At 67.9% G+C, this 15,204-nt stretch carries 18 protein-coding genes; 17 read left to right on the forward strand and 1 reads right to left on the reverse strand.

Going from position 1 to position 15,204, the window contains the following annotated elements; all coding sequences use genetic code 11:
- Positions 1 to 28 precede the first annotated feature (28 nt).
- The gene (locus BLP83_RS04090) at positions 29 to 301 is read right to left on the reverse strand and encodes a hypothetical protein (protein WP_091239134.1); all 273 of its coding nucleotides are present in this window, start codon (positions 299 to 301) and stop codon (positions 29 to 31) included.
- 97 nt (positions 302 to 398) lie between these two features.
- On the opposite strand from BLP83_RS04090, the gene BLP83_RS04095 reads away from it, so the two are divergent.
- The 17 genes from BLP83_RS04095 to BLP83_RS04175 are packed head-to-tail and all read left to right on the forward strand — an operon-like array spanning position 399 to position 15,203.
- Positions 399 to 935 (forward strand): elements of external origin, encoded by a 537-nt coding sequence (locus BLP83_RS04095; protein WP_091239137.1) that lies wholly within the window; start codon positions 399 to 401, stop codon positions 933 to 935.
- On the forward strand, positions 932 to 2,890 hold the full coding sequence (locus tag BLP83_RS04100) for a phage terminase large subunit family protein (RefSeq protein ID WP_245679945.1): 1,959 nt from the start codon (positions 932 to 934) through the stop codon (positions 2,888 to 2,890). Before BLP83_RS04095 ends, BLP83_RS04100 begins: the two co-directional genes overlap by 4 nt.
- A gap of 29 nt (positions 2,891 to 2,919) precedes the next feature.
- Complete coding sequence (locus BLP83_RS04105) at positions 2,920 to 3,411, forward strand: hypothetical protein (protein WP_091239140.1); 492 nt, start codon at positions 2,920 to 2,922, stop codon at positions 3,409 to 3,411.
- Between the two features lies 1 nt (position 3,412).
- Positions 3,413 to 3,805, forward strand: coding sequence for a hypothetical protein (locus BLP83_RS04110; protein ID WP_091239142.1), 393 nt, complete (start codon positions 3,413 to 3,415; stop codon positions 3,803 to 3,805).
- Entirely contained in the window at positions 3,805 to 4,026 is a 222-nt protein-coding gene (locus BLP83_RS04115) for a phage head-tail joining protein (protein ID WP_091239143.1), read from the forward strand. The genes BLP83_RS04110 and BLP83_RS04115 overlap by 1 nt, the downstream gene beginning before the upstream one ends.
- A 1-nt stretch (position 4,027) precedes the next feature.
- On the forward strand, positions 4,028 to 5,530 hold the full coding sequence (locus tag BLP83_RS04120; protein WP_091239145.1) for a phage portal protein: 1,503 nt from the start codon (positions 4,028 to 4,030) through the stop codon (positions 5,528 to 5,530).
- A gap of 20 nt (positions 5,531 to 5,550) precedes the next feature.
- Positions 5,551 to 6,780, forward strand: coding sequence for a S49 family peptidase (locus BLP83_RS04125; RefSeq protein ID WP_091239147.1), 1,230 nt, complete (start codon positions 5,551 to 5,553; stop codon positions 6,778 to 6,780).
- Between the two features lies 1 nt (position 6,781).
- Positions 6,782 to 7,159 carry a head decoration protein gene (locus BLP83_RS04130; protein ID WP_091239149.1) on the forward strand — a complete coding sequence of 126 codons (378 nt, stop codon included), beginning with the start codon at positions 6,782 to 6,784 and terminating at the stop codon, positions 7,157 to 7,159.
- A 3-nt stretch (positions 7,160 to 7,162) separates the two neighbouring features.
- Positions 7,163 to 8,167, forward strand: coding sequence for a major capsid protein (locus BLP83_RS04135; protein WP_091239152.1), 1,005 nt, complete (start codon positions 7,163 to 7,165; stop codon positions 8,165 to 8,167).
- Entirely contained in the window at positions 8,167 to 8,469 is a 303-nt protein-coding gene (locus BLP83_RS04140) for a head-tail joining protein (RefSeq protein WP_091239155.1), read from the forward strand. Before BLP83_RS04135 ends, BLP83_RS04140 begins: the two co-directional genes overlap by 1 nt.
- A gap of 3 nt (positions 8,470 to 8,472) precedes the next feature.
- Positions 8,473 to 8,919 carry a hypothetical protein gene (locus tag BLP83_RS04145; RefSeq protein ID WP_091239158.1) on the forward strand — a complete coding sequence of 149 codons (447 nt, stop codon included), beginning with the start codon at positions 8,473 to 8,475 and terminating at the stop codon, positions 8,917 to 8,919.
- Positions 8,920 to 8,923: 4 nt separating this feature from the next.
- Complete coding sequence (locus BLP83_RS04150) at positions 8,924 to 9,166, forward strand: DUF7210 family protein (RefSeq protein WP_091239160.1); 243 nt, start codon at positions 8,924 to 8,926, stop codon at positions 9,164 to 9,166.
- Positions 9,163 to 9,915 carry a phage tail tube protein gene (locus tag BLP83_RS04155; protein ID WP_091239163.1) on the forward strand — a complete coding sequence of 251 codons (753 nt, stop codon included), beginning with the start codon at positions 9,163 to 9,165 and terminating at the stop codon, positions 9,913 to 9,915. Before BLP83_RS04150 ends, BLP83_RS04155 begins: the two co-directional genes overlap by 4 nt.
- Before the next feature lie 8 nt (positions 9,916 to 9,923).
- On the forward strand, positions 9,924 to 10,316 hold the full coding sequence (locus BLP83_RS04160; RefSeq protein WP_091239470.1) for a DUF6631 family protein: 393 nt from the start codon (positions 9,924 to 9,926) through the stop codon (positions 10,314 to 10,316).
- Between the two features lie 50 nt (positions 10,317 to 10,366).
- On the forward strand, positions 10,367 to 10,522 hold the full coding sequence (locus BLP83_RS18845; RefSeq protein ID WP_218121181.1) for a hypothetical protein: 156 nt from the start codon (positions 10,367 to 10,369) through the stop codon (positions 10,520 to 10,522).
- Positions 10,497 to 11,141 carry a DUF6441 family protein gene (locus tag BLP83_RS04170; RefSeq protein WP_091239169.1) on the forward strand — a complete coding sequence of 215 codons (645 nt, stop codon included), beginning with the start codon at positions 10,497 to 10,499 and terminating at the stop codon, positions 11,139 to 11,141. The genes BLP83_RS18845 and BLP83_RS04170 overlap by 26 nt, the downstream gene beginning before the upstream one ends.
- A gap of 3 nt (positions 11,142 to 11,144) precedes the next feature.
- Positions 11,145 to 15,203: a tape measure protein gene (locus tag BLP83_RS04175; protein WP_091239170.1), complete on the forward strand. Its 4,059-nt coding sequence runs from the start codon at positions 11,145 to 11,147 to the stop codon at positions 15,201 to 15,203.
- Position 15,204 lies beyond the last annotated feature (1 nt).

The raw sequence follows: 15,204 nt of genomic DNA on the forward strand, positions 1-15,204 counted from the left end.
GTGAAGCCAAGCGTTGTTCGCAGCAAATTCAGGCTTCAGAGGACTTCAGCGCGGCGATGCCGGACTGCGCCAATTCCAGGGCTGCGGCGGCGAAGGCCGCCTCGGCCACCCAGGGCGCGGCACGGGCGTCGTCGAGCAGTTGGTCGAGCACGGGGCGCGCCTTGGCGCGCATCGCGGCGCAGGCCGACTCCAGGCGCGCGTGGCTGGCGCCAGCAACTTCCTTGCGGCAGGAGCGCACCAGCACCGTCATCGCGGCGTTGGCCAGCGCCTTCGCCACCGTGTCCAGATCAAGTTGGCTCATCGGTTCGTCCTCGTGATGGGGGACGGCGATGAACGCGCTGCGCGGAGGTGAAGCCAAGCGCTTTTCGTCGCTTCTTCGATGGGATTGAAAAGGGCCGATGGGACTGTCGATTCGCGCATACGCGCGGCACCGAGGTGTATCGGATGCCGCCGTTCGCAAAGCCATTGCTGCAGGCCGCATCACGCCCAACACCGACGGCACGCTGGACCCGGCGCAGGCCGACGCCCAGTGGTCACGCAACACCGAGGCCCCGCGCGTCGGTTCGCGCACACCGGCCGCTCGGGCGCCGGTGCCCACCGACGCTGCGCCGAGCGCCGATGCCGGCGCCGCCTTGCCCGCGGGCGGCGCATCCCTGCTGCAAGCGCGCACGGTCAACGAGGTGGTCAAGGCGCAGACCAACAAGGTTCGCCTCGCCCGCCTCAAGGGCGAGTTGGTCGACCGCAACCAGGCCATCGCCCACGTCTTCAAGTTGGCGCGAACCGAGCGCGATGCCTGGTTGAACTGGCCGGCGCGCATCTCGGCGCAGATGGCCGCGCGCCTGGGCGTAGATCCGCACACCTTGCACGTCGCCTTGGAGGCGGCCGTGCGCGAGCACCTGCAGGAGTTGGGCGAGCTGCGCCCGCGCATCGAATGATCGACACGATCTATGAGGGCGCTGCCGAGTTGGAGCGTGCCTGGCGCGAAGGCCTGCTGCCCGATCCACTGCTGACCGTGTCGGAGTGGTCGGATCGGCACCGGATGCTGTCGAGCAAGGCCTCGGCTGAGCCTGGGCGTTGGCGCACCAGCCGCACGCCGTACCTCAAAGCCATCATGGACTGCCTGTCACCGACCTCCGCGGTCGAGCGCGTGGTGTTCATGAAAGCCGCTCAGCTCGGTGCGACCGAGATGGGTTCGAACTGGATCGGCTACGTGATCCACCACGCGCCGGGACCGATGATGGCGGTCTGGCCGACCGTCGAGATGGCCAAGCGCAACTCGAAGCAGCGTATCGATCCGCTGATAGAAGAGTCCGGCGTGCTGGCTGAACTGATCGCCCCGGCGCGTTCGCGTGACTCGGGCAACACGATCCTGGCCAAGGAGTTTCGCGGAGGCGTGCTGGTGATGACCGGCGCCAACAGCGCAGTCGGGCTGCGCTCGATGCCGGTCCGCTACCTGTTTCTGGACGAGGTCGACGGCTATCCGCTCGACGTCGAGGGCGAAGGCGATGCGATCTCGCTCGCCGAAGCGCGCACGCGCACCTTCGCGCGGCGCAAGATCTTCATCGTCTCGACGCCGACGATTGCCGGTGCCTCGGCCATCGAGCGCGAGTACGAGGCCAGCGACCAGCGCCGGTACTTCGTGCCGTGCCCGCACTGCGCGCACCGGCAATGGCTGCGCTTCGAGCAACTGCGCTGGGACAAGGGTGCACCCGAGACCGCCGCCTACATCTGCGAGGCCTGCGACACTGCGATTGCCGAGCACCACAAGACCTGGATGCTCGAACACGGCGAGTGGCGTGCGACGGTAGACGTCGCCGGCAAGACCGCAGGCTTCCACCTGTCCTCGCTCTACAGCCCGGTGGGCTGGCGTGCCTGGCGCGATATCGCCGCGGCCTGGGAAGCCGCGATCAACAAGGAGTCTGGATCAGCCTCGGCGATCAAGACCTTCAAGAACACCGAACTTGGCGAGACCTGGGTCGAGGAAGGCGAAGCGCCGGACTGGCAGCGTCTAGTCGAGCGCCGCGAGGACTACCGCATCGGCACCGTGCCGCTCGGCGGCCTGCTGCTGGTGGGTGGCGCCGACGTGCAAAAGGACCGCATCGAAGTCTCGATCTGGGCCTTCGGACGCAGCAAGGAGTCCTGGCTGATTGAGCATCGGGTGTTGATGGGCGACACCGCGCGCGAAGGCGTATGGCGGGCGCTCTCGGCCCTGCTCGATGAGCACTGGACACACACGTCCGGCGCGTTGATGCCGCTGGTGCGCTTTGCGCTCGACACGGGCTTTGCCACGCAGGAGGCCTATGCCTTCGTGCGCGCCTGCCGCGACGCACGCGTCATGGCGGTGAAGGGTGCTGCGCGCGGCGCGGCCCTGATCGGCACGCCGACCGCAGTCGATGTCTCGCGCGATGGCAAGCGTCTGCGCCGCGGCATCAAGGTGTTCTCGGTCGCGGTCGGCATCGCCAAGCTCGAGCTCTACAACAACCTGCGTAAGAGCGCGGCGGTCGGCGACGATGGCGTCAGCCTCGTGTTCCCGACCGGCTTCGTACACCTGCCGCAGATCGATGCCGAGTTCGTGCAACAGCTCTGCGCCGAACAGCTGATCACCCGCCGCGACCGCAACGGATTTCCGGTCCGGGAGTGGCAGAAGGTGCGCGAGCGCAACGAAGCGCTCGATTGCTACATCTACGCGCGCGCTGCCGCCGCTGCGGCCGGACTCGACCGCTTCGAGGAACGCCACTGGCGCGACCTGGAGCGCTCGCTTGGCGTCGAACGCGCGCCCGAGCCCGCCTTCGCACTACCGATCCACGACCCGACCACCCCACGCGGTGGCCAGGCCCACCCGGGCGCGCCCATCCGGCGGCGCGTCGTCAAAAGCCGTTGGCTGTCGTAGCCCATCCATCCCACCTCAAGGAGTGCTTCATGAGTCTTGCTTCCCGTATCGAAAGTCTGGTCGTCCGCGTCGCCCAGGAGTTCATCGACGTGCGCGCCAAGACCGGCAACCTGGCCCAGCTCGCCACCACCGACAAATCCAACCTCGTCGCCGCGATCAATGAACTCAAGGACGCCGTCACCGCCACCAGCGGCATCGACGACGGCCAGATCTCGACCAGCACCACCTACTCGTCGAGCAAGATCGTCGATCTGCTCGACACCCTGAAGGCCGAGATCCTCGGCGGCGCCGATGCCGCCTACGACACGCTGCTGGAGATCCAGGAACTGCTGACCTCGGGCAGCACTGGCCTCGATGCGCTGCTGGCGGCGGTCAACAATCGCGTCCGCTTCGACGCGGCACAGGCGCTGACCTCCGAGGAGCAGGCGCAGGTGCGCGCCAACATCGGCGCCATCGCGAGCACGGAGGTCGGCGATCCCGAAACCGACTTCAGCGCGGTCTTCGAGGCGGCGCTGGCCTGACATGGCGCTGGTCGACCGCATCGCTGACCTCGCCATCCGCATCGGTCGGGTGCTGGCGTCGAAGATCGACGCCACGCATCCGGGCGTGGCCCGGGCGTGGGTGTGCTTTGGCGCGATCGATGGCGAGGTCGTCATCCGCGCAGCGCACCAGGTGCTGGCGGTCGACCGCACCGCGCCGGGGCGCTACCGCATCCACTTCGCCGTGCGCCTGCCAGACACCCACTACTGCTGGACGGCGCTCGCGCGCAGCTCCGTGGACCGCGGCCAGCAGCGGTTCGCCGTCGTGCGCGCCAAGGATGACCTCAAGACCGCGCGTTTCGTCGATGTGAGCTGCGCGACGGCCGCGTCGACCTTCACCGACTCGACCGAAATCAACGTCGTGGTGTACCGCTGATGGCCTTCACCTCCGACCACCTGGAGGCGCTGGAGTCCGCCCTGGCCAAGGGCGAGCGCCGCGTCACCTTCGGCGGCAACACCGTCGAGTACCGCTCCGTCGAGGAACTCCTGGCGGCGATCCGCGAAGTCAAACGCGGCATCGCCGAACAGGCGGCGAGCACCGGCCTGTGGCCAGGTGCGCCGCGCCAGATCCGGGTCACGACCCGCAAGGGCTTCTGAGATGACCTGGTTCGGCAAACTGCGCAGCTTCTTCGGTGGCCCGGTCCACGAAGCCTCGGGTCGTGGGCGCCGGTCGCTCGCGTGGATGCCCGGCAATCCGGGCGCGGTCGCGGCAATGCTGGCGACCGGCGTCGATTTGCGCATCAAGAGCCGCGACCTGGTGCGCCGCAATGCCTGGGCGCAGGCGGCGCTGGAGGCCTTTGTCGCCAACGCGGTGGGCACGGGCATCAAGCCGCAAAGCCTCTCGCCCGATGAGCGTTTCCGAGCCGACGTTCAGTCGCTCTGGCGCGATTGGACGGACGATGCCGACGCCGCCGGCCAAACTGATTTCTACGGCCTGCAGGCGCTCGCCTGCCGGGCCATGCTCGAAGGCGGCGAATGCCTGATCCGGCTGCGCCCGCGGCGGCCCGAGGACGGGCTCGCCGTGCCGCTTCAGATCCAGTTGCTCGAACCCGAGCACCTGCCAATGCACATGAACACCGATCTCGCGAACGGCAACGTCGTGCGCGCCGGCATCGAGTTCGATGGGCTCGGGCGGCGCGTCGCCTACCACCTCTACCGCGCCCATCCCGAAGACGGCCGCCTCGCGCCGATGTCCGGTCAGGGCGGTCTCGACACCGTGCGCGTCGATGCGCGCGAGATCGCCCACCTGTATCGCGTGCTGCGCCCGGGCCAGATTCGGGGCGAGCCGTGGTTGTCGCGCGCGCTGGTCAAGCTCAATGAACTCGATCAGTACGACGACGCGGAACTGGTGCGCAAGAAGACCGCGGCGATGTTCGCCGGCTTCGTGACGCGTCAGAACCCCGAAGATTCACTGATGGGCGAAGGCGCGCCGGATGCCGAAGGCATCTCGGTGGCGAGCCTGGAACCCGGCACGCTGCAGATCCTGGAGCCCGGTGAGGACATCAAGTTCTCCGATCCGGCCGATGTCGGCAGCGCCTACTCGGAGTTCCTTCGCACGCAGTTTCGCGCGGTGGCCGCCGCGATTGGCATCACCTACGAGCAGCTGACCGGCGACCTCACCGGCGTCAACTACTCCTCCATTCGCGCCGGCCTGCTGGAGTTCCGCCGCCGCTGCGAGATGGTGCAGCACGCCGTGCTGGTCCATCAGCTGTGCCGCCCGATCTGGGCGGCGTGGATGAAGCAAGCCGTGCTATCGGGGGCTCTCGTCGCGCCCGGCTTTGCGCACGGCGGCTCGGCGAGGCGCCGCCACTACCTGCAGGTGAAGTGGATTCCGCAAGGTTGGCAGTGGGTCGATCCCGAGAAGGAATACAAGGCGATGCTGCTGGCGATCCGCTCGGGCCTCATGAGCCGCTCGGAAGCGATCTCGGCGAACGGCTACGACGCCGAGGACATCGACCGCGAGATCGCGGCCGACAACCAGCGCGCCGACGACCTCGGCCTGGTGTTCGACTCCGATCCGCGCCACACCGCCAAGGATGGCGGCAGCACCCAACCGCCGGGCCCCGCGCCGTCGCCTGACGACGCCGACGCCGGAACCTGATCCACCAAGCAAGGAATTCCATGACCGTGCTGCCCCACCTGGCGGCGCGCCTCTTCGGCGTGCCCCTGGCCATCCATCGCCCAAAGCTCGACGTGATCGTGTCGGTCCTCGGCGCCCGCATCGGCGTCACCGACCACGATGCGCCATTGCCTTCGGCGCCGCCCCTGCGCGCCCACGGCGCCCACCCACCGCATATCGCCGTGATTCCGATCCACGGCACGCTGGTGCGCCGCACCGTGGGCCTGGAAGCGAGTTCGGGCCTGACCAGCTACCTGGCGTTGGCCGATCAACTCGATGCCGCACTCGCCAACCCGCAGGTTCGGGCAATCCTGCTTGATGTCGACTCCCCGGGTGGTGAGTCCGGGGGCGTGTTCGACCTCGCCGACCGCGTGCGCGCCGCCACACGATCCAAGCCGGTGTGGGCAGTCGCCAACGACCAGGCCTTCTCGGCGGCCTACGCGCTCGCCTCGGCGGCCACGCGGGTGTTCGTCGCGCGCACCGGCGGCGCTGGCTCGGTCGGCGTCATCGCGCTACACGCCGATCACTCGGTCAAGGATGCCAAGGACGGCATTCGCTACACGCCGGTGTTTGCCGGCGCACGCAAGAACGACCTGTCGCCCCACGAGCCGATCACCGATGCGGCCCACGCGATCCTGAGCCGCGAGGTCGAGCGCGTGTTCGGCCTGTTCGTGGACACCGTCGCCAAGCACCGCGGCCTCAGCGCCGAACAGGTGCGCGCCTGGGACGCCGGCCTGTTCTTCGGTGCCGACGCCGTGTCGGCCGGCCTCGCCGATGCCGTCGGCAGTTTCGACGACGCCTTGGCACAACTCACCGCTTCACTGTCTCTCCCGACGCCCACCTCGGGCGCGTCGGGCCTTGCTCGTTCCCTCCTGTCGGAGTCTTCCATGTCTGCTGAAACCGAACCCGTTGCCGCCGTCGTGGCGGACAGCGCCACCCCGCCTGCGCCGGTCGTGTCGGCCAGCGCCTTCGGCGTCGCCGAGTCGCTGGAGATCGCCCAGATCTGCACCCTCGCCGGTCGCCCGAACCTCATCGCCGGCTTCCTCGAAACCCAGACCGCACCCGATGCCGTGCGCCGCCATTTGCTCGCAGTGCTCGCCGACGACAGCCCGGAGATTTCCAGTCGCATCGCCCCCGATGCGCAGGCGCCGAGCTCAGCCGCCAGCAATCCGCTGATCGACGCCGCCCGCAAGCTCGCGGCGACCGCGACCGCCACCACCGGAGGTCACTGACATGGCCGAGATGATCGAGTCTCTGAACCTCGGCGACCTGCTCAAGTACGAGGCGCCGCACTTCTACTCGCGCGACCGCGTCACGGTCGGCGCCGGCCAGAGCCTGCCGCTCGGCGCGGTCGTCGGCCTGGTGACCGCAACCGGCCACTACGCGCGCATCGACCCGTCCGCGACCGATGGCCGCCAGGTCGCCGCGGGCGTACTGCTGCAGGCCTGCGACGCCACCCTCATCGACCGCGACGACGCTTTGATCGTCGCGCGCCACGCCATCGTCGCCCAGCACGCGTTGCAGTGGCCCGAAGGCATCACCGCCGCTGAAACCCTGACTGCGCTCGCGCAGTTGAAGGCGCTCGGCGTGCTCGTTCGCCACGGAGCCTGACCCATGAACAACCCCTTCGCCAATCCCGCGTTCTCGATGGCCTCGCTGACCGCGGCCATCAACCTGCTGCCCAATCGCTACGGCCGGCTGGAGCAACTGAACCTGATGCCGGCCAAACCCGTGCGTCAGCGCCAGATCCTGGTCGAGGAGCGCAACGGCGTGTTGAACCTGCTGCCGACCCAGCCGCCCGGTTCGCCGGGGACGGTCGGTCGGCGCGGCAAGCGCACGCTGCGCTCCTTCGTCGTGCCGCACATTCCGCACGATGACGTCGTGCTCCCGGACGAGGTCCAGGGCCTGCGCGCGTTCGGGTCGGAGACGGAAGCCGAGACGCTGGCTGGCGTCATCGCGCGACACCTCGACACCATGCGCAACAAGCACGCGATCACGCTCGAACACCTGCGCATGGGCGCGCTCAAGGGCGTGATCCTCGATGCCGATGGCTCGGTGCTCTACGACTTGTTTGCCGAATTCAAGATTGCGCCCAAGACCATCGCCTTCGACCTCGGCAACGCCAACACCAAGGTCAAGCCCAAGTGCATCGCCACGCTGGCCGCCATCGAAGACGGGCTCAAGGGCGAGTACATGAACGGTGTTCACTGCCTCTGTTCGCCGGAGTTCTTCACCGCGCTGACCAGCCACGGCAACGTCGAGAAAGCCTTCGAGAACTGGCAGAACGGCGCCATCCTGATCAACGACGTACGCCGCGGCTTCACCTTCGGCGGCATCACCTTCGAGGAGTACCGGGGCCAGGCCAACGATCCCGAGACCGGCGACGCGCGTCGCTTTATCGCGGCCGGCGAAGCGCACGCGTTCCCGCTAGGCACGCTCGATACCTTCGGCACCTACTTCGCGCCCGCCGACTTCAACGAGACGGTCAACACGCTTGGCCAGCCGCTGTATGCCAAGCAGGAACCACGCAAGTTTGACCGCGGGACCGATCTGCATACGCAGTCGAACCCGCTGCCGATGTGCCACCGCCCGGGCGTGCTGGTGAAGTTGACGCTCTGATGGGCTTCGTCGAACAGATCTTCGCCGCGGCCGCGCGGGCAGGCCTGCTCAAGACCGCCGTCTGGCAACCCGCCGATGGCAGCGCACCGCAGACCCAGGCGGTCGGTTTCTCGGCACCGGATACGACGTTGCTCGATGGTCTCGCGCTCGGCACCGACCTCGAGATGTCGTTTCCGGCATCGGCGTTCGTCGGCATCGCTGTGCGCGATGGCGTGGTCATCGACGGCATCGCGTTCCAGGTGCGCGACCTGCGTGCGGTGGGCGATGGCTCCGAACGCCGCGCGCGTCTGTCTCGGCTCTGACCCATGGCGGCCAACTCGCTGCGCGAGCGGATTCTGCTCGCGGTGCTCGATGCCGTGCGCGCGCCACTGCAGGCACTTGGGGCCACGGTGTATCGCTCGCCGACGGTGGCCATCACCCGCGAGCAGTCGCCCGCGCTGGTGGTGTTCCCCGAATCGGACGCGATCAGCGAGCGCGCCAATGACCGCGTCACCCGGCTGCTGACGATTCGGCTGGTGGCGCTGGCACGCGCTGTGCCGCCAGCGATCCCCGAGTCGGAAGCCGATCGTCTGCTCACTGCGGCACACGCCGCGCTGATGCGCGACGGAACGCTTGGCGAACTTGCGCTCGGCATCCGCGAGCAGGACGGCGAGTTCGAAATCGAAGACGCCGACGACCTCGTCGTCGCGCTGCCTGCGCGCTACGCCATCACCTACCGAACCCTGGCCCACGACCTCTCGATCCAAGGATGAGCCCATGACCCGACTCGTTGTGCTGCGCCCCCATACCCATGCGGGCAAGGCCTATGCCCCCGGCGACGCCATCGCGGTGTCGCCCGCCATCGCGGACTGGCTGATCGCCCAGGGCATCGCGCAACGCGAGGCCGCGACCGACGCGACCAGAACCCCGCTTGAAAAGGACTACGAGGAGGTCGGCACCGCCGCCGCTTCGCCGTCCACCACCAAGACTCCTCACCGCATCAAGGAATCCAAAGCATGAGCACCTACGCCAGTTTTCAGGGCCGCGTTTACCTCGGCAAGCGCGATCCCGCGGGCCATCCCATCGAAGTGCGCTCGCCCGGCAACGTCGCCGAGCTGAAGCTCTCGCTCAAGACCGATGTGCTCGAACACTTCGAGAGCCAGACCGGCCAGCGCTCGCTCGACCACCGTATGGTCAAGCAGAAGTCGGCGACCGTGAACCTCACCATCGAGGAGTTCACCAAGGAGAACCTGGCGCTCGCGTTGTACGGCAACCACGTCACCGGCGCGGGCGGCTCGGTCACTGACGAACCGGTCGGCGCTCTCATGCCGGTGGTCGGCGACCGCTACTTCCTCGCGCACCCGAAGGTCGCCGCGGTCGTGCTGACCGATTCTGCTGCGAGCCCGGCGACGCTGACCGCGGGCACGCACTACACCGTCGATACCGACTTCGGTGCCCTCCAGTTTCTTGACATCACCGGCTTCACGCCACCCCTCAAGGCCAGCTACACCTTCGGCACGGCGACCGAGATCGGCATTTTCACCCAGGCGCTGCCCGAGCGCTTCTTGCGCCTGGAGGGCATCAACACCGCCCAAGGCAATGCGAAGGTCCTCGTCGAGCTCTACCGCGTCGCCTTCGATCCGCTGAAGGAGATCTCCTTCATCTCCGACGAGTACAACAAGTTCGAGCTGGAAGGCTCGCTGCTCGCCGACACGACCAAGCCCTTCGATGCGGTGCTGGGTCAGTTCGGCCGGATCGTGCAGCTGTGAGCATGACCATGAGTGAACTGGAGAAACTCCTCCCGCAAGGCGTGTCCCTGACCATCGCCGGCGAGACCCTGACCGTGAAGCCGCTCAAAGTCGGGCAGCTGCCCGGCTTTCTGCGCGCGATCACCCCGGTGATGCAACAGATCACCGGGACCGGCATCGACTGGTGGGCGGTGATCGGCGAACGCGGCGGCGATCTGTTGTCGGCCATCGCGATTGCGGTCGGCAAACCGCGCGAGTGGGTCGACGACCTCGACGCCGATGACGCGGTCCTGCTCGCTTCCACGGTCATCGAGGTCAACGCGGATTTTTTTACCCGCCAGGTGATGCCGCGCCTCAGCGCGCTGTTCGCCCAGGTGGGCGACGCGACGAGCCCGGGTGGTTCGACGCCGCCCAGTCCCTGATCGGCCACGGCCACCGCCTCACCGACATCCACGACTACACGCTGGCGCAAGTGCGCGGTTTTCTGGCGGCCGTGAGCCGCGAGGACGCCGCGCGCGATGCGCGGCTGTTGTCGTTGATCGCGCTCGGTGCCCGTGGCGACGCCCGCCACCTCGACCAGACCCTCGACCGACTCACCACTCATGCGCATCTCGATCCGCATCGATAGTGCCGCCGCCAAAGCGCAACTGCGCCGCTGGGGCGGCGAGTTCCGCGACAAGGCGCACAAGGCAGTGTCGCGCGGCATCGCGGGTCAGGCAGTGGAGGTCAAGCAGGCGGTGCGTGCCCATGTGGCCGAGCGCATGACCGTGGTGCGGAAGTCCTTCGTGAAGGGCTTCACCGCCAAGGTGCTCGACCGCGACAAGAACCGGCTGCCGGCCCTGTACGTTGGCTCGGGCATCCAGTGGGCAGGCCTGCACGAGCGTGGCGGCCAGATTGCCGGGCGCATGCTGATCCCGCTGCATGGGCGCGTCGGTCGCAAGAAATTCAAGGCGCAGGTCGCCGCCTTGATGCGCGGCGGCAACGCCTACTTCATCAAGAACAAGCGCGGAAACATCGTCCTGATGGCCGAAAACATCAAGGACCACGACCGCACGCTCTCGGGCTTCAAGCGCCGGTACCGCAAGGCCGAAGGCATCGGCAGGCTCAAGCGCGGCGATGACATTCCCATCGCCGTCTTGGTGCCGCGCGTGGCGCTGCGTAAGCGACTCGACATCGAGCGGCTGGTGGCCGGGCACATCCCGCGTCTTGCCGCAGCAATCCAGCACCACCTCGAAACCCTGGACTGATCCGTGGCCAAACGCATCTCGGTCCTCGTCGCGCTGGATGGCGCCGACGAGGGTCTCAAGCGCGCGATCAACTCGGCCGAGCGCAGCCTCGGCGACCTCGCGTCCAGCGCCAAGACTGCCGGCGACAAAGCTGCAGCCGGCATGGCCGAGGTCAAGGCCGGCATGTCGGCCTTCGGCGATCAGATCGCGCGCGCCAAGACCCAACTGCTCGCGTTCCTGACGATCAACTGGGCCGCGGGTCAGGTGCAGGAACTGGTCCAGATCGCTGATGCCTGGAACATGATGTCCGCGCGCCTGTCGCTCGCGACCGCCGGACAGCGCGAATACCTCACCGCCCAGCGTGAGCTGTTCGCGGTCGCCCAGCGGATCGGCGTGCCGATCCAGGAGACGGCGACGCTGTACGGCAAGCTGCAACAGGCTGTGCGCCAGTTGGGCGGCGAGCAGCGGCAGGCTATCGAACTCACCGAGAGCATTTCGCAGGCGCTGCGCATCTCTGGTGCATCGGCGTCCGAGTCCCAGTCCGCGCTGCTCCAGTTCGGCCAGGCGCTGTCGGCCGGCGTGCTGCGCGGCGAGGAGTTCAACTCCGTCGTCGAAAACAGCCCACGGCTTGCCAAGGCACTCGCCGATGGCCTCGACGTACCCATCGGCCGCCTGCGCAAGCTGGCCGAGGAAGGCCGGCTGACCGCCGATGTCGTCATCGACGCCTTGATGAGCCAGAAGGATGTGCTGGCCGCCGAGTACACCCAGCTGCCGCAAACCGTCAGCGCGGCGTTCACCCGCCTGAGCAATGCCTTCGGCCAGTGGATCAGCCGCGTCGATGAGTCGACCGGGTTCACCAAGAAGCTGGCGGAAGCCCTCACGTGGCTGGCTGACAACCTCGACACGGTGATGGCGTGGCTCACGCGGGTCGCTGAGATCGGCCTCGGCGTGCTGATCTACCGGATGATCCCGGCCTTGATCATCGCCTGGCAGACCGCGGGCGCCGCCGCCGTCACTGCGGCGACCACCACCAGCGCCGCCTGGGCCGCGGCCAACCTGTCGCTCACGAATGCCATCGCCACCGTTGGCAAGCTCCGCGCGGCATTCGCGGTGCTGGCCGCCGCGATCATCGGGTGGGAGATCGGCACCTGGCTGCGAGAGAAGTTCGCCGTCGTGCGCGTGGCCGGTGTGGCCATGGTCGAGGTGCTCATGAAGAGCATCGAGTTCCTGCAATACCAGTGGGAGTCGTTCGCGGCGATCTTCACCGGCGACACGATGGCCGAGGCCACGGCGCGACACGAAGCGCGCCTCGCGCAGATGAACCAGATCTTCCGCGACATGTACGCCGACGCGCAGCAAGGCAGCGAAGCCGCCCAGGGCGCGATGAACACGGCGGCCAGTGCAGCCGAGGAAATCGCCAAGCGTCTGGAAGCCGTGCGCCAGGGCACGCAGGAAGCGGTTGGACGCGGCATCGAGGCCGTGCACGTCGCCGTCGAGAAGCTGAAGGCGCGTCTTGGCGAAGTGGAACAGGCGGCCGGCGCGGCATCGGGCACAGTCAACGATGCCACCGCCAAGATGGCCGAGGCCTACAAGGGCTTCACCGCGCTGGTCGAGGCCAACCTGCAGCAGCAGGTCACCGCGGTGAAGGCCCGCTTCGCCCAGGAGCAGGCGGAGCTGCAGACCACGCGCACGACCGAGCGCGAGCGCATCGTCGAGTCGACCAAGAACCTGTCGGAAGCCCTGACGCAGCAGGCGACGTTGCGCCAGCAGGCCTCGACCCAAACGCTGCAGCTGATCGACGCCGAGACCAGTGCTCGTCGTGAAGCGGCGATGCGCCAGGGCCAGACCGAGCAAGAGCGCATGGCCAACGTCCAGCGCGTCGAGAACGACATTCTGGCAACCAAACGCCAGACACTCGTGCAAGCGCTGAACGAGTACCGGCAACATATCGATGCGCTGAACGCCGAAGTCAATCGCCATCTCGCCGAAGTACAGCGCATCGAGGAGGCCAAGCGTCAGCTCACGATGTCGACGGAGGAACGCATCCGCGAGATCCGCCGCCAGGGCATGAGCGAGTACGAGGCCACCGAGGACCGCAAGCGCCAGATCACCGAGCTGCAGCAGAAGGCACGCGAAGCCCTGGCCCAAGGCGAGTTCGAGCAAGCCCGGCAGTTGGCGCAGAAGGCCATGGATCTCGCTGTGCAGGTGGCCAACACCCAGTCTGCGGAGGCCAAGCGCGGCGAGCAGGCGCGCCAACAGGCCGAGCAGTCGGCGACACAGATCGCGCAACTGCAGGCGCAGGCGCGCGAAGCCAGCGCCCGCAAGGAGTTCGAAACCGCGAACAGCCTGATGCAGCAGGCCGGCGAATTGCGCGCGCAGCTGGCGGCCAAGGCGCGCGAAGCCGATCAGCAGATCGCCCAAGGCAAGGACGGCGTGCGCCAGTCCATCGACCGCATCCGCGAGGCCGAGGAGATCTTGAACCGCGCGCTCGACGCCGAGGCGCAAGCGCACCGCAGCGCGGCCGATGCCGCGCGCTCGGCGCGCAACGAAATCCAGCGCACGCTGAGCGATACCGAGTCGCAGATCGACTCGATCACCGCGAAGCTGCGCGATGGCCTGACCCTCACCATCAACGCCGACACCGAGCGCCTGGACCAGGCGCTCGACCGACTGGATGCGGCGCTGGAGGAGAAGGAGTACCTGCTGAAGATCCAGGCCGATCTGCAGCAGGCCGAGCAGACGCTGCGCGAGTACGAGCAGCGGCTGAAGGACGGCCAGACTCTGCCGGTTAATGCCGACTTCACCCAGGCGCAGGAAGCGCTGGACCGGCTCAAGGCGTACGCCAATGAGTCGGCGCAGTTCGAGCTCAAGGTCTCCACCGAGAAGGCGCAGGCCGCAGTCACCAACGTCGAGCGCCAGATCGGCGCGCTCTCGCAGTTGCAGACCGAGTCGCGGCACCTGGTCCAGCACAACGCCGATGCGGCCCGCGCCGAGGTCATGAGCCTGGCCGGCATGCACACCACCAGCACGCACACGATCTACGTCACCAAGGTCGAGACCAACGCCACCGGCGGCCTGGTCGGCCGTGGCCTGCCGCGCTTTGCCCGCGGCGGCTCGGTGGCGCCGCCCGCTGTTGCATCACTATTCCCGCGGATGGCGGGCGGCAAGGTACCGGGCAGCGGCGATGCGGACACCGTGCCGCGCACGCTGGATGCCGGCGCCTTTGTGATTCGCAAAGCGGCCGTGCGCAAGTACGGCATCGCGGCATTGGCGCGGCTGACCAAGGTCGCGCGGTTCGCCAGTGGCGGCCCGGCCGGGATCTCGCCGGAGCCGCCACCACCGCCCTCAGCACCGAATCGGGCGCCGCCCGAGCGCCCCAAGCGCAACCGCTCCGTCGTCGAAGCCCTGAAACTTGTCGAGCTGGGTTATCAGGGCATGATGAGCTACGCCTCGGCCCTGTCCCGGTCCGGCGGCGCAGCCATCAGCCCGTTGTTCAAGATGAACACCGAGCGGAACTACGGCCGGCAGGCCAGCGTCGACAAGCGCTACCTGGAGCCGCTGCTCGGCATCAAGACGCTGACCGGACTCGAAGGCGGCATGGTCGAGGGCATCAAGCGTCGCTGGCGCTCGGCGATGGCGCAAGCGCTGCTGGTCGGCAAAGACCTCGAGCGCGACCTGATCACCTACATGGAAAGCCTCGAAGGCCAGTTCTTCGCGCGCGGCGGCATCGCCTCGTCCGACACCGTGCCGGCACTGCTGACGCCGGGCGAGTTCGTCGTGAACCGCGCGACGGTGTCCAAGTTCGGCGTCGGCTTCTTCGAGGCGATCAACGGCATGAAGGCGCCTACCCAAGCGCTGGCCGCGCGCACGCTGCGCAGTGTCCAAGGTTTCGCCACAGGCGGTTTGGTGAAGCCCACCGGCGCGGGCGTGCAGCGTCCCTCCCTGCTCGGCGAGCACGCGCCCACGCGCACGGTGCGCGTCGAACTCGCAGCGGGCACCCACAAGGTGGCCGCGACCATCGACGAACGCGACGAAGCCCGACTGCTGCGCGTGCTCAGCGCGGCACGCACCCGCACGCTCTGAC

This window comes from Aquimonas voraii, from assembly GCF_900101825.1.
Classification (GTDB): Bacteria; Pseudomonadota; Gammaproteobacteria; order Xanthomonadales; family Xanthomonadaceae; genus Aquimonas; species Aquimonas voraii.

Bases quoted from the DNA above. Each gene is read 5' to 3' on its own strand.
- BLP83_RS04130 (WP_091239149.1), top strand. From the start codon at position 6,782: ATGGCCGAGATGATCGAGTCTCTGAACCTCGGCGACCTGCTCAAGTAC.
- BLP83_RS04150 (WP_091239160.1), top strand. From the start codon at position 8,924: ATGACCCGACTCGTTGTGCTGCGCCCCCATACCCATGCGGGCAAGGCC.
- BLP83_RS04100 (WP_245679945.1), top strand. From the start codon at position 932: ATGATCGACACGATCTATGAGGGCGCTGCCGAGTTGGAGCGTGCCTGG.
- BLP83_RS04135 (WP_091239152.1), top strand. From the start codon at position 7,163: ATGAACAACCCCTTCGCCAATCCCGCGTTCTCGATGGCCTCGCTGACC.
- BLP83_RS04090 (WP_091239134.1), bottom strand. From the start codon at position 301: ATGAGCCAACTTGATCTGGACACGGTGGCGAAGGCGCTGGCCAACGCC.
- BLP83_RS04120 (WP_091239145.1), top strand. From the start codon at position 4,028: ATGACCTGGTTCGGCAAACTGCGCAGCTTCTTCGGTGGCCCGGTCCAC.
- BLP83_RS04105 (WP_091239140.1), top strand. From the start codon at position 2,920: ATGAGTCTTGCTTCCCGTATCGAAAGTCTGGTCGTCCGCGTCGCCCAG.
- BLP83_RS04110 (WP_091239142.1), top strand. From the start codon at position 3,413: ATGGCGCTGGTCGACCGCATCGCTGACCTCGCCATCCGCATCGGTCGG.
- BLP83_RS04095 (WP_091239137.1), top strand. From the start codon at position 399: ATGGGACTGTCGATTCGCGCATACGCGCGGCACCGAGGTGTATCGGAT.
- BLP83_RS04170 (WP_091239169.1), top strand. From the start codon at position 10,497: ATGCGCATCTCGATCCGCATCGATAGTGCCGCCGCCAAAGCGCAACTG.
- BLP83_RS04145 (WP_091239158.1), top strand. From the start codon at position 8,473: ATGGCGGCCAACTCGCTGCGCGAGCGGATTCTGCTCGCGGTGCTCGAT.
- BLP83_RS04125 (WP_091239147.1), top strand. From the start codon at position 5,551: ATGACCGTGCTGCCCCACCTGGCGGCGCGCCTCTTCGGCGTGCCCCTG.
- BLP83_RS04115 (WP_091239143.1), top strand. From the start codon at position 3,805: ATGGCCTTCACCTCCGACCACCTGGAGGCGCTGGAGTCCGCCCTGGCC.
- BLP83_RS04160 (WP_091239470.1), top strand. From the start codon at position 9,924: ATGAGTGAACTGGAGAAACTCCTCCCGCAAGGCGTGTCCCTGACCATC.
- BLP83_RS04140 (WP_091239155.1), top strand. From the start codon at position 8,167: ATGGGCTTCGTCGAACAGATCTTCGCCGCGGCCGCGCGGGCAGGCCTG.
- BLP83_RS04155 (WP_091239163.1), top strand. From the start codon at position 9,163: ATGAGCACCTACGCCAGTTTTCAGGGCCGCGTTTACCTCGGCAAGCGC.